We start from the raw sequence: 13,510 nt of genomic DNA, 5'->3' as shown, positions 1-13,510 counted from the left end.
ATGGAACCGAAAGTCAGCATTATCATTCCGGTCTACAATGTCGAGCCGTTTCTGGCCCGATGCCTGGACAGCGTGGTGGGACAGACCCTGCGCGGGATCGAGATCATCTGCGTCGACGACGGAAGTCCCGACCGGTCGATCGACATCCTGAACCGCTATGCGGCGCAGGACGACCGTATCCGGGTCATTTCGCAGGAGAACCGCGGCCTGGGCGGCGCCCGCAACCGGGGATTCGACGCCGCGACGGGCGAATTCATCCTTTTCGTGGATTCCGACGACTGGATCGACCCGGCTTACTGCGAGCGGCTGTACGAGGCCGCCCGGGAGGCGGAGGCCGACATTGCCTGCGCCTCGATGCTGAAGATCAGACCCTCCTATTCGAAATGGACGATTCATTATACGGAGCGGCAGGTGGCTGCCGAAGCGCAGGAGAAATTTCGCCTCTGCCGCTGCCCGCCCGATTTCTATGTGATGAACAAGCTCCTGCGGCGCGAGATGCTGTTGCGGCTGGGACTGCGCTTTCGCGAACGGGTCTGTTACGAGGATGTGGAATATACGATGCGCCTGCTGGGCGAAGGGGGTGTTCTGGTGACGGTTCCCGATGTCGTTTACCGCTATGTGGTCAACGGGGCGTCGATTACCAAGAGCCGCCAGACGCCGAAAAAGCAGCAGGACAAATATCTGGCCCACAAAGCTTTCGTGGCCTACGCCGACGCCCGCGGAATACGTCTCGACGCGAGGTTCCGGCGCATTACCCGCCGTTCGTTCGGCCGCTGGGGACTTACGTGGCTGAAAATCAAGGAGTGCGGCGACCGGGAGACCTACCGGTTGTTCGATCTGATTCCGGTGTGGCGGAAACGTGTAACCGATAAACAAGCATGCGATGGACATTGATCTGGTATACCTTTGGGTCGATGGGAACGACCCTGTGTGGCTGACGAAGAAAAATGAATTTCTGCCGGCCGACAGGCAGGTGGACCCCCAGGTGGCGGGGGAGTGCCGCTACGTCGAGAACGACGAACTGCGTTATTCCCTGCGTTCGGTGGAGAAATTCGCGCCGTGGATACGCCGCGTCTATATTGTGACCGACGACCAGACGCCTGCGTGGCTCGATACGTCGAATCTGCGCATAAGGGTGGTTTCCCACCGGGAGATCATGCCTGCGGAGATTCTTCCCGTCTTCAATTCGTGCACCATCGAGTTGTTTCTGCCCCGGATTCCCGGTCTGGCCGAGCATTTCCTCTATGCCAACGACGACATGTTTTTCAGCCGCCCCGTCGATCCCGGGTTTTTCTTCGACTGGCAGGGCCGCCCCATCGTGCGGCTTAAGGTCCAGTCGCTGAAGAAGCACGACGACGACATCTATTGCCATACGATCCTCCGCATGCAGGATCTCGTGCGGGCGCGTTACGGCAGGTGCTCGTCGCTGGCTCCCCACCACAATGTCGACGCTTACCGCCGCAGCGATTTTCTCGAATGCTGCGAGACCTTCCGGGCCGAACTGGAGCATACGAAGCACGCCCGGTTCCGTTCGCGCGACGACTGGCAGCGTGCCCTGGTGCTCTACGATGCGTTGGCGCGCGGACGCGCCTCGCTGCGCAAGGTGACCCGCTTCAACAAACTGCGCAACCCCTTGCGGCTGCTTCGTGCGGCTTTCGGCGCGGGTTGCGGCAGCGATTCGCGTTGCATCCCGGCTTATCTGCCTAATCTTGAATCTATTATGGAGAAATATGATCCGTCGTTGTTCTGCCTGAACGACGACGTGCGTATGACCGACGAAGACCGTATCCGGGTCCGGACGTTTCTCGACACCCGTTTCCCCGAAAAGTCATCGTTCGAAAAGTAGCGCGCGGCGAATTCGCTGCGACCGGGTCAGCCGCCGATGACGATGGCCGACCCTCTGCCGATCTCGTAGGATATTTTCGGGGTAAGATGCCGGTCGAGCCCCTTCTCGCAGCGGGTCCGGTGGCAGCGGATGCTGTCTTTGTAACGCTGCTCGTTGCTGTTGCAGCCCGAACGTTCCGCCTGGTTGTGATGGAGGTGGAAAGCAACGCCCCGGAATTTCATGCATCGCTGATGTATCTCGCTGTTGTTGAGCCGTATGCATAATTCGGCGTCCTCGAATCCCCAGCCCTTGAAATCTTCGTCGTAGCCGTTTACGCGAATCAGGTCGTTGCGCCAGAATGCCATATTGCACCCACGGGGAGCGCGGGTCGGGCCGAACGTATGGTAGAGTATCGACATGATCGGGATTCGTACGACATTGTTGCTGCTGCGGATGCCTTTCATCAGCGGGGACAGCGATGTGATCTCCCCGCTGAGCACCTTGCGGGTCAGCAGTTCGGTGATGATGCCCCGGGAGCCGGTGACGAAGCATCCTTCCCGGGCGAAAAGCATGTGGTCCTGAATGAAATTCCGTTGCAGGATCAGGTCGCCGTCGATCTGGATAATGTATTTTCCTTTGCTGGCGGCAATGGCTTTGTTGCGGATGGCCGCCAGGCGGAAACCGTTATCCTCGTGCCAGATATGGCGCACGGGAACCGGCGAGATGTTCTCGAAGTGCTTTACGACATCGCGGGTGCTCATGCCCGATCCGTCGTCCGCAATCAGGATTTCGGAGGGCATGACGGTCTGTTGCATCACGCTGTCGAGGCAAAGGTAAAGCGCCCGAGGCCAGTTGTAAGTGGAAATGATCAACGATACTGTCATCGTACTGTAAAACTATTGGTTAGGTTAGGAGTTCGAGGATAGGCAATAGCGAGTGTGCAAAATCTCTGCCGGGGTGTTGCGCGGGGAGATTCTGGCCGAAAAGAAAATGACGTTGCTGAAATCATTTTGCAAAAGTAGCAATTTATCTGTTATGATCGTCATATCGCTCTTTTTATATATATAAATGCGCTTTTCGGCCGATACTGCATACCGGGTGGAAAAAAGTTTTTTAAGGTTTGGGTTGCGAGGGTATTATGTGGTTGATTTACATGGGCGTATGAATTCTTGCCGGCTGGTGATATTAAAAAAACTCAAAAAATTTGGAAATTATTTTAATAAAAGCTTGCGCGGATGGTTTTTTCGCCTTATCTTTGCAGCGAAGTTTTAAGGTTCATTTAGGTTAGTAGTTTTAGGTTGGTGAGGAAACTGGGAAAGACGGACTGCGGTCCGGTTCCAGGTTTCCTTTTTTTTGCGTCTTTTCGGAAGGCGCTTTTTTTATGCCCGCTTCCGGGCGCCTCTCTTTTCGCGCGTCCGGAATTTTCCGGACCTCCGTTTCGATCTTCCCGGGTTTTGCCCGTTTTTTCGTTCAACCCGATTGGCCGGTTCCATTTTCCGGAAAATTCCGTCGATTGGGGTTTTCAGGCCGTGGCGCCGCGTTGAATGCGTTTAGGATTAAACACTTGCGAGAGTAGCTACTTAATCGGGTAAGTAGCTTTATCGGGAGATCAATGTTACCAAATTGTTAAATATATTTAATATATTCGTAAAATATTTGCGTAATTGAAAAATCCCCCTTATCTTTGCAGTGAAGTTTTAAGGTTCATTTAGGTTAGTAGTTTTAGGTTGGTTGAGGAAATCGGCAGGTTGTAACGGGTTGTCCGTTGCTAAGACCAGAGGGGCGGTACTCGCTCCGCGGTCGAATACCTCCGATTGAACCTCATTTTCGGAGGGGGTGGTTCCCCGCCGAAAAAGAAGGTCCTAGTCGTGAGACTCGGACCTTTTTTCTTTTCCTTGCAGGGCCTGACCGTCAGAGTCCGGCCAGCTGTTCGCGGCTCACGCTCACCTCGACGCTCCCGAGCGCGTAACATCCGATGTCGTAGGGATTGTAGTAGAACGTGATGCCTTCGGGCGTGACGAGGAAATTCTCCGTTACACCGATGTATTCCGGGAAAAAACCCTTCGTTTCCAGCTCTTCGTCGCTCCGGACCCCGTATTGTTCGTATATATCTTCGCGGATCAGCCGGTTGAGCCGCTCCAGCTGCGTTTCGGTGAACAGGTCGGCCGTCGTGATTTCGTAACCGCCCGCCAGCGAATAGTTGTAACATTCCGTGCCGTAGATGCCGTGCGCTCCGCCCGTGTAACTTGCCCGCGTGATCACGTAGCAAAGGAGCGTGTCGACGACCGATCCTTCGGATTCGACGGAGATTTCGCCTTCCCATGCCGGACGGACGGTGCTTTCCGGTGTATTCCCGGGAGGCGTCATGTCGCTGGTAACCTGACGGATCGCGGCCGAAGCCGCCTCTTCGGGCGTCCCTTCGAAATTCTCCAGGTCGAAAAAACGGTCGATGTTCATCCGTTCGATCGCTGCGAGGGCGGGGGAGTCCTGGGCGTTGGCGATCGAAGCGAAGCGATATTCGAAATCGCAGGAGAAGCCGTTTCCGCTGATCAGCGAGTCGGTGCTTACGACGGTGAACTGCGGCCGGACAGGGCGTTTCGTGCAGGACCCGGCCGTCAGAGCGGCGGCGGCCAGGAGGGCGAGGGTGGGGAATTTCATGGCGATACGTTTTTATGTCTATCTGTAAAGATAGCTCAAAAAGCATTTGCGACGCCCAAAAACGAAAAAAATCACAGATTTTGCCGGAAAATTTTGGAGTTTCGAAAGAAGGCGTTATCTTTGCACCACAAAACTAAACCGGTGGATTCATCTAAGGGTTAGGATACATGCCTCTCACGCATGACATAGGGGTTCGAATCCCCTATCCACTACCAAACTGACGGCTGCACGCAAGTGCGGCCGTTTTTTTGTTTCGGATCACCGGGGGCTCCCCGGCTGTTTTAACCCCTGTCGCCTTTTCCTCCGGTCTGTTCCCCTCTGCGCGCCGATTCTGTTCGTTATTGAAAAAGGCCTGTTGGTGATGATTGTCCCGGGGTTCGTTGAATTAATTTGCCGCCGTCGCGCCAGTCCTCTATTTTTGCTTCAAAATTGCAAATAGAGTTTTTATTTTAATAGTATGATTATGAAAAAATTAGTGTCTATGACCATGGCTATGGCCATGATGGCTGCCCTCTTCGTGGCGTGCGGGGATGACGGAACGGACGATGAGACGCCCCCCCCCGCTGTTCCGACTATCGCATTGGACGGCGGTGACATCGACCAGCCGCAGGAGATCACGAATCCGATGTCGGTCAAGATCGGCGTGACGGCTCCCGGAGCGATTGCGGGCTTCACGGTTACGATCGACTCGCCGGCTCTGACGGCCGAAATGCTCGCAACGGTAGGTTTGGCTACCGAGCTGAACCTCGTGAATCCCGGCAGCATGGCCGAGGCGCTCGGTGCGCTCGGGTTCCCTTCGGGGGAGGCGGTTTCGGGCAAAACGGCCCTGACGTTCGATATTTCGAAGCTTGTTCCGATGATCGCGCAGATTTACAATGAAACCTCGGATCACAAATTCATTCTGAAAGTGACCGATGCGAAGGGTAAGAGCACGACCAAAACCCTGACCTGCCACCTGACGGGCAAGGTGGCTCTGGCCTATAACAACGATGCCGATCTGTGGGCCAATACCGCGACCGTTACGGCTGCGAATGTTCCCGATGGCGGCAGCGTGCAGTATCGCGTAAAGGGCGCCGCCGACTGGACCGACGCCGTGCTCGTCGAAGGTTCGAAATACCGCCTCGCTCCGGTTTACGAAACGTCGAAAAATGCGGCGGGACTCGATGTTCATACGATTAAGGCCGGTACGGGCGTTTTTGCCGCCACGACCTACGAAGTTCGTATCGCAAAAGACGGGCAGGCCGTCGACAGCAAGGAGTTCGCCACGGCGGTCGGGGATAAGATTCCCAACGGCGACATGTCGGGCTGGTCGAAGAAACAGATGACTACTGACGGCAAGACTTTCTGGCCGATTACTTATCCCAATGCCGAAGGTAATAGTGTATGGGACAGCGGCAACAATATGTTCCTCGAACAATACAACGATGACGGCACTCCCACAATCTTTACGCCGCTCTGCCGTCAGGATGAGACGGAGCCGGGGACGGCCCGTTTGCAGGCCCGTATGGTCCTTGACTTTGTTTTCGCTCCGGGAAATATGTTCACCGGCGATTTCAATTATTCGGGCTTCTCCGGGACGGTCAATTTCGGTAAGCCTTACGCCTGGACGGCCCGTCCGCGTGCTCTGAAAGTGCGTTACAAGGCGCAGATCGGCAAGATCGACAAGGTGGGTTCGTACGACCCCGACGGAGCGTCCTATCAGGATAAGCAGGATTGTGCGCGTATTTTCGTGGCCGTCGTTAACTGGAAGGCACAGCACGGCGTGACCTCGGGTATGACGGAGCCCGCGGGTATGTGGGACCCGGCTGTGAAAACGAGCCTCGATGAAGGGGCGATTCTCGGCTATGGCGATCTGGTCATTACGCAGACTGCAACCGGCTGGGTCGAGGCGACGCTCCCGTTCAACTGGTATGCAAAAGATGCTGCCAATCCCGCTTCGGCTCCGTTCTCGCTGGTGATTTCGTGCGCTACGAGCATGCGCGGCGACTACCTGACGGGTTGTTCGACCAATACGATGCAAGTCGACGATTTCGAGTGGGTCTATTGATTGGAAACCATGTGCCCGGACCGAAGCCCGCAGGGAGCGGGACGGTGAGTAGGTAGGGTATTCGGACCGGGTTCTTCCTTTCTTTGTCCTGCTCCCGAAAAAATGCGACGGCCGCCTTATCGAAAGGCGGCCGTCGCGGCGTTGGTTAGTTAAGGTATTAAAGGTTGGTGGGGTTTTATTTCTCGAATTTCGCCTTGAATTTGTCCAGCTGGCGTTTTAGGGCGTCGATGGCTTCGTCGACCGACTCCTCGAAGGCTTTCGACTGGTGGCAGGCCACCAGGTCTTCGCCGGGCATGTGCAGCGTGATGGTTGCGAATTTATTTCCTTTTTCGTGGTCCTTATCGAGTTTGAGAATGACCTCGGCTCCGGTCGAGCGCTCCGCAAAGCGGTCCAACTTCGCCATTTTGGCATTCACGAATTCGACGAGCCGTTTGTCGGCGTCGAATTTCACGGATTGAATCTGTACGTTCATAGCCTTACAGTTTATAAAAGTTAATCATTTGCCTCCCTTTTCGCGGGGATGGGCCTTCGCGTAAATCTCCCGGAGCCTGGCGATGCTGTTGTGCGTGTAGACCTGTGTGGCCTGCAACGAGGCGTGCCCGAGGAGTTCCTGTATTTCACGCATATCGGCGCCGCCGTTCAGAAGGTGGGTGGCGAATGTGTGCCGCAGCACATGGGGGCTTTTCTTGCCCTGTACGCCCGCCCTGTCCAGTTCTTCCTGCACCGTTCGGTACACCGCCGTCCGGGATATGCGTTTTCCTTTGTGTGTTAAAAATAGTGCTTTTTCCGATGAAATGCAAATATTTTGCCTCTCAATTAACCCGATGTAATGTAAAATCTTTTCGCGCACGAATTCGAGCATCGGGACTATCCGCTCCTTGTCTCCCTTGCCCCGGATGCGCAGCGACGAGAAGTCCGCGGAGAAATCGTCGCGGTCGATGCCGACCAGTTCCGCCAGGCGCAGGCCGCAGGTGTAGAGGAGAAGTATGATCAGCGAATTGCGCTCGCGGACGAAGTCCTCGCTGTCGCATTCGCATTCGCTGACGATGCCGTTCATGCGGCTTTCGGGGACGAAGGCCGGCAGCCGCTGCGAAGTCCGCAGCGAGGGGATCGGATGCACGACGTCGCGGCCGACGGCTCCCGTGCGGAGCAGCCAGCGGAACAGCGCACGCAGCGACGAAATCTCGCGGTTCATCGAGGCGGCGCTCACGCGGCCCGTTTCGGTGCGGTAGAGAATCCATTCGCGGATGTCGTCCGTGGTGATCCGCTGCGGTTCGAACCGTGCGTCGTCGACCCCCAGCCACGCGAGGAACTGCTCCACGTCGTGGCGGTAGTTGCGGACCGTGAGCGGCGAGTAGCGGCGTTCGGCTTCGAGGTATCGGACGAAATCGGCGATCATACGTGAGCAAAGGTACATAAAAGCCGGATACGGTGCAAAACCGGATCGTATTCGGCGCAGCAAGGACGAGCGCGCACTGAAAAGTGTCGTCACGGCTCCAAAGATAGGGAAAAACCTTTACCTTTGTCCCAAAATGAAAGCGATATGAAACAGAGCTGGAAACCGGGGACGGTGCTTTATCCGCTGCCGGCGGTGCTGGTGAGCTGCGGCGCGGCGCCCGAGGAGTATAACATGCTGACCGTGGCGTGGACCGGAACGGTCTGCTCCGACCCGCCGATGTGCTTTATCTCGGTGCGTCCCGAACGCCATTCCCACGCGATTATCAGCCGTACGGGCGAGTTCGTCATCAACCTCACGACGCGCCGTCTGGCGCGCGCCGCAGACTGGTGCGGGGTGCGCTCGGGCCGCGACTTCGACAAATTCCGCGAGATGGGCCTGACGGCCGTGCCGTCGGAAAAGGTCGCCGCACCCCTGATTGCCGAATCACCCGTCAACATCGAATGCCGTGTCCGGCAGGTGCTGCCGCTCGGGACGCACGACATGTTCCTGGCCGAGGTGGTCGGCGTTCAGGCCGACGAGGCCTACATAGATCTGGCGACGGGGCGGTTCTGCCTTGAACGGGCCGATCCGATCGTCTACTCCCACGGCGAGTATTTCGCGCTGGGCGAGGCGTTGGGTCATTTCGGCTGGTCGGTGCGCAAAAAGAAAAAGGCGCCGAAGAGACGCTGATATTTCCGATTCGCTCTGTTTCGGGGTCGTAACGACGCTTTTTCCGGCCGGAAAGTTCTGCGGAACCATTTGCAATCCCGTGTTGCACCCGTTCTATTTTCTCCTATCTTTGTTCCATGAAAACAAGCCCGATAAGATACGCGCTGTTCGCCGCTTCGGCGATCCTGCTGCTGGCGGGATGCGTCAAGATGCCGAAACCGGGGACGCAGAATCCCGAGGAGCCGGACAATCCCGATTCCCCCCCCCGACGGAATACCTCTATCCCTTCGGCGATGAACCCGGGCAGATAACGGCCGAGATCGCGCTGTCGTTCGGGCCGGGGACCGATCTTTCGGCGGCGCGCATCGAAATTCCTCCCCTGAAATACAACAAGTCGCTGCTGCTGCTCCTGACGCAGGACGACTGCAAGCAGGCGGCTTTCTCGACCACGTGGGCCGCGATCAACGGACGTCCCCTTTCGGATACTTATTTCTACAATGCGCCGCATCTGCGCGGCGGGGATATGCCGCCCGATACCTACTCTTTCGGCAAGGCGCTGGGCTCGACCGACGGGACGGGACGCGAAGTGCGCTTCTCCTTTACCACCGCCATTTCCCCCGAGTGGGACTATATGGATGACAAGGCTGTGGTGCGGCCGGGCTTTACGGAGAATTATTACCGCTTTTTCATGCGGGCGGGGTTGATGTGGGACGATGTGATCGAGATGCTCAACTACGGGGTCGGAATCGCCTTCCACGATGTGAACACGCTGTCGGTCGATGTGCCCGACTCGATCCGTGCGCACTTCGTCTCCTCGCAGCGGATCGTCCTCGACCGCCTCGCGGGACGCGGCTGCAAGATGCTGATCGAACCCAACGGCAACAAGGCTTATGTCGCGGCGGCGGAGGGCTACGATCCGATCCAGACGATTTTCCTGCAGTCGGGCGGTGAGAAGCTCCGGCCTTTTGCCGTGAACGGCGATCTGCTGCGAACGCGCATCGAGCGGGGACTGTGGCTGCCGGCGGCGATTCCGGCGGTGATCGAGGCGCAGATGGCCCGACCCGTGGAGGAGCGCGAAGCGGTGAATATCGGCGTGCACGGCACCGACCGTTTCTGGTCCGAGATGCTGCTGTGGCTCAACAACACCTACGGCCGGGATGGCGAGGATTGCCTGTGGATGCCTGCGGCCGAGGAGTATTTCGAATACAACTATCTGCGACACCATGCCGTCGTAAACGCGCGGGTGACGGAAAACACGCTCACGCTGACGGTCGAGATGCCCGGCGGACTCTATTTCTATTATCCTTCGCTGACGATCAATCTTCTGGGCGTCGATCCCGGAGCCTGCACGGCGGTCGGCGGCGGTGAGACGGTCACGGGGCTTTCGTGGGGCCGGGGCCGGACGGCGGATGACGGGGCGGAGGCGTTGATGGTCAATTTCGATTGCCGGCATGCCCTGGTCGCGCACGCCGAACATTTCGTGGCGGTTTACGAGGCCGACCCTTCGGCGGCGAACCGGGCCGACGCCCGCTATTTCGTGGCCATGCTCAAGGACTCCGACTGCAAGGAGAGACTTCTCAAACGGATAAAATAGACGCGGAAAAATAACGAAAAGGAGGCGAACGGAAAACGATTCGCCTCCTTTTTTTGTCATTAATGCGGCGGTTTCGCGAATAATCGCTATCTTGCGTAGCGTAAAATCCGGCCTCCCGCCTGCGTGGGGACCGAAGCCTTTGCCGACGAGGCGATCAACCGGAAATGGGATGAAGAAACTGCTTTTCGTGTTTGCGGGACTGGCCTTCGCACTGACGGCCGCCGCACAGGAATTCCGAATTACGCACGGGCCTTACCTGTGCGACATGTCGCAGGACGGAGTGACGGTGGTCTGGACCACCAACAGGCCCGCGCTTTCGTGGGTCGAGGCGTCGCCCGCCGACAGCCTTGCGCCCGCACCGCCGCCGCGCCATTACCAGACCGTCGCCGGCCGCAAGCTGGCCGGCAGGACGCTGCACGCCGTTCGTGTCCGGGGGCTGCAACCCGGGACCGACTACCGTTACCGGATCTTTTCGCAGGAGGTTCAGTCGTGGCCCGACGTCAACAACGTCACCTATGGAAAGACTGTCGGCGCCGATGCGTCGCGGCGCCGGGCCTACGGGTTCCGCACCTTTCCGGCTGCGGGTTCCGGATGCTCGTTCCTCGTGCTGAACGACATCCACGGCAAGGCCGACGTCCTGACCCGGCTCTGCAAACGCGTGGACTTTTCCGAACTGGGATTCGTGGCTTTCAACGGCGACATGTCGAGCAGCGTCGAGAGCGGGGAGCAGCTTTTCAAGGACTACCTCGACGCTTCGGCCGCGCTTTTCGCTGCCGGGACGCCGATTCTCTTCACCCGCGGCAACCACGAGACGCGCGGCGTCTTCGCCGACAGCCTCGGGGATTATTTTCCCGGGCGGGACGGGCGGTTCTACGGCATTTATCGCTACGGCGACGTCTGTATCCTGCTGCTCGACTGCGGCGAGGACAAGCCCGACGACCATGCGGAGTACAACGGGCTGGCCGATTACGACGCCTACCGCGCCGAGGAGTGCGCGTGGCTGAAAAAGGCCGTGCGCTCGGAGGAGTTCCTCACGGCTTCGGCGCGCATCGTCCTGCTCCATATCCCGCCTGCGGCCGGGGCCTGGCACGGGAGCGTTCACCTGAACGAACTCTTCGTGCCGGTGCTCAACGAGGCCGGGATCGACCTGATGCTCTGCGGCCACGACCACCGTTATTCGTTCCATCCCGCCGGGGAACGGGACGCGAAGTTCCCGATCGTGGTCAACGACAACCGAAGCTGCGTGCGCTGCGATGTCGCCGACAGCCTGATCCGCGTACGGATTGCCGGTCCCCGCGACAAGACGGTCCATACGCACGAATTTCCGCTGAAACCACAATTTCAACCATAACCTGAATCAATATGAAGAGACTCTTTTTTTCGCTGTGCGCCGTCGGTCTGTCGTGCGCGGCCTTCGGGGCGGGACCCGAGGTCAACATCGTTCCCAAACCCCTCTCGGTGACACCCGGCGCGGGGACGTTCACCGTAACCGCGTCGACCGTGATCGGCGTCGGCAAGAATGCCGAACTGCGCCGCTCGGCCCGGATTTTCGCCGGGGAGGTCGCGCCTGTCGTCGGAGGGGTGATGAAAACCGCCGCCGAGGGCGACGTCCGTCTGGCGGTGGACGGCTCGCTGGAGGCCGAGGCCTATACGCTCGCCGTGACTCCTTCGGGCGTCGAGGTGCGCGGCGGAACGCCGCAGGGCGTCTTCCACGGCCTGCAAAGCCTGCGCCAGCTGGTCATCGACGGCGAAGGCGTCGTGCCCGCCGTGACGGTCAGCGACAAACCCTATTTCGCCCACCGCGGGGGCATGCTCGATCCCTGCCGTCATTTCTGGACGGTGGACGAGGTCAAGGAGTATATCGACATCCTCGCCATACACAAGCTCAACAAGTTCCACTGGCACCTGACCGACGATCAGGGCTGGCGTATCGAGATCAAAAAATACCCCGAGCTGACGCGAGTGGGATCGGTGCGCGGGGAGACGCTCATCGGCCACCATCACACCTCGAGCGAGTATGACAAGACGCCTCACGGCGGCTATTACACGCAGAAGCAGATCCGCGAGATCGTGAAATACGCCGCCGACCGCTATATCACGGTGATTCCCGAAATCGAGCTTCCGGGGCATGCCGTCGCGGCGCTCACCTCCTATCCGTGGCTGGGCTGCAAGGGCGAGGGCTACGAGGTGCGCCGGCGCTGGGGCATCAGCAAAGAGGTCTTCTGCCCGGGCAAGGAGACGACGTTCGAGTTTCTGCAGAACGTCTTCGCCGAGGTGCTCGAACTCTTTCCCTCGGAGTTCATCCACATCGGTGGCGACGAGTGTCCGAAGGACAGCTGGAAACAGTGCCCGCTGTGTCAGGAGCGCATCCGGACCGAGGGGCTGAAGGACGAGTTCGAGCTTCAGAGCTACACGGTGCGCCGCATGGAGAAGTGGCTCCGCGAGCACGGCCGGAAGATCATCGGCTGGGACGAGATTCTCGAAGGCGGCGTTTCGCCCACGGCGACCGTCATGTCGTGGCGCGGCTCGAAGGGCGGCATTGCGGCGGCCAAGGCCGGCAACCACGTCATCATGGCGCCCAATGTCCATTGCTACCTGGACTACTACCAGACCAAGACCCCGACGAAGGAGCCGATGGCCATCGGCGGCTATGTCCCGATGCGCAAGGTCTACGAACTGGACCCCTACGACCAGCTTACGCCCGGGGAGCGTGCCTACATCCTCGGCGTGCAGGGCAACCTGTGGACCGAGTATATCGCCACGTTTCCGCACCTGAAGCACATGCTGCTGCCGCGTCTGGCCGCCATCGCCGAGGTGGGCTGGTCCTACGACCGCAAGGATTTCGACGACTTCAAACACCGCATGAACTCCCTGCGCAAGTGCTACGATGCCGCAGGGCTGAACTACGCCACCTATTTCTTCGAAGGCAAGGACGAATAGCCGTCCGGTCCGTAAAAACATCCCCGTAATGCGCATGAGTTTCCGGGGATTTACAAAGCAATGCTGTAACTGAATGAGTTACGGCATTGCTTTTTTATGAGGTAATGATTTAGAAACGCAAGTCTCGAATAAACTTACATCGAGGTTCATCCTGTCAAACAACTCTATACAAATATACGAAATATCTGATAAAAAAAGCAAATATGATTTTTATTACTCCATTTGCCGATTTATGGCGGACATCAGTGTCCCGTCCTGAAAAAGGTTTACAGTGATTGATAATTAAAGATACCCGTTGGTTGAATTAAAAAGTTAGTAAAATGACAAATGAAAGGTTGT

General features: G+C 58.0%; 11 protein-coding genes and 1 tRNA gene. 8 read left to right on the top strand and 4 right to left on the bottom strand.

Going from position 1 to position 13,510, the window contains the following annotated elements; all coding sequences use genetic code 11:
* A complete protein-coding gene (locus tag DWW03_RS14710; RefSeq protein ID WP_022061583.1) occupies positions 1-894 on the top strand; it encodes a glycosyltransferase family 2 protein in 894 nt (297 codons plus the stop codon).
* Positions 884-1,846 (top strand): stealth family protein, encoded by a 963-nt coding sequence (locus DWW03_RS14705; RefSeq protein ID WP_022061582.1) that lies wholly within the window; start codon positions 884-886, stop codon positions 1,844-1,846. The genes DWW03_RS14710 and DWW03_RS14705 overlap by 11 nt, the downstream gene beginning before the upstream one ends.
* 26 nt (positions 1,847-1,872) lie before the next feature.
* Here DWW03_RS14705 and DWW03_RS14700 read toward each other — a convergent pair whose 3' ends face one another.
* Together DWW03_RS14700 and DWW03_RS14695 are read right to left on the bottom strand one after the other, a co-directional pair.
* Positions 1,873-2,709 carry a glycosyltransferase family 2 protein gene (locus DWW03_RS14700; protein WP_044054369.1) on the bottom strand — a complete coding sequence of 279 codons (837 nt, stop codon included), beginning with the start codon at positions 2,707-2,709 and terminating at the stop codon, positions 1,873-1,875.
* A gap of 1,027 nt (positions 2,710-3,736) precedes the next feature.
* Positions 3,737-4,483: an RsiV family protein gene (locus DWW03_RS14695; RefSeq protein WP_015547162.1), complete on the bottom strand. Its 747-nt coding sequence runs from the start codon at positions 4,481-4,483 to the stop codon at positions 3,737-3,739.
* Between the two features lie 140 nt (positions 4,484-4,623).
* Between DWW03_RS14695 and DWW03_RS14690 the strand changes: the two genes are divergently transcribed.
* Positions 4,624-4,698 (top strand) — tRNA-Glu (locus DWW03_RS14690).
* Positions 4,699-4,946: 248 nt separating this feature from the next.
* Positions 4,947-6,530, top strand: a complete 1,584-nt coding sequence (locus DWW03_RS14685) for a PCMD domain-containing protein (RefSeq protein WP_147344327.1) — start codon at positions 4,947-4,949, stop codon at positions 6,528-6,530.
* Positions 6,531-6,705: 175 nt separating this feature from the next.
* Here DWW03_RS14685 and hpf read toward each other — a convergent pair whose 3' ends face one another.
* Entirely contained in the window at positions 6,706-7,002 is a 297-nt protein-coding gene (gene hpf / locus DWW03_RS14680) for a ribosome hibernation-promoting factor, HPF/YfiA family (protein WP_015547163.1), read from the bottom strand.
* A 24-nt stretch (positions 7,003-7,026) separates the two neighbouring features.
* Positions 7,027-7,929 carry a tyrosine-type recombinase/integrase gene (locus tag DWW03_RS14675; protein ID WP_022061579.1) on the bottom strand — a complete coding sequence of 301 codons (903 nt, stop codon included), beginning with the start codon at positions 7,927-7,929 and terminating at the stop codon, positions 7,027-7,029.
* A gap of 144 nt (positions 7,930-8,073) precedes the next feature.
* Here DWW03_RS14675 and DWW03_RS14670 point away from each other — a divergent pair, with 144 nt between their 5' ends.
* The 4 genes from DWW03_RS14670 to DWW03_RS14655 all read left to right on the top strand — a co-directional run bounded on the left by DWW03_RS14670 (position 8,074) and on the right by DWW03_RS14655 (position 13,171).
* A complete protein-coding gene (locus DWW03_RS14670; RefSeq protein WP_022061578.1) occupies positions 8,074-8,658 on the top strand; it encodes a flavin reductase family protein in 585 nt (194 codons plus the stop codon).
* Between the two features lie 178 nt (positions 8,659-8,836).
* A complete protein-coding gene (locus tag DWW03_RS14665; RefSeq protein ID WP_022061577.1) occupies positions 8,837-10,231 on the top strand; it encodes a hypothetical protein in 1,395 nt (464 codons plus the stop codon).
* A gap of 169 nt (positions 10,232-10,400) precedes the next feature.
* Positions 10,401-11,582 (top strand): FN3 domain-containing metallophosphoesterase family protein, encoded by a 1,182-nt coding sequence (locus tag DWW03_RS14660; protein ID WP_015547167.1) that lies wholly within the window; start codon positions 10,401-10,403, stop codon positions 11,580-11,582.
* An 11-nt stretch (positions 11,583-11,593) separates the two neighbouring features.
* Positions 11,594-13,171, top strand: coding sequence for a beta-N-acetylhexosaminidase (locus DWW03_RS14655; RefSeq protein ID WP_022061576.1), 1,578 nt, complete (start codon positions 11,594-11,596; stop codon positions 13,169-13,171).
* The last annotated feature ends 339 nt before the right edge of the window (positions 13,172-13,510 follow it).

The sequence above is a fragment of the Alistipes sp. AF14-19 genome (genome assembly GCF_003461645.1).
GTDB lineage: Bacteria > Bacteroidota > Bacteroidia > Bacteroidales > Rikenellaceae > Alistipes > Alistipes shahii.
The sequence above is the reverse complement of the archived record's forward strand: the minus strand, read 5'-3'. Positions and strand labels throughout refer to the sequence as shown.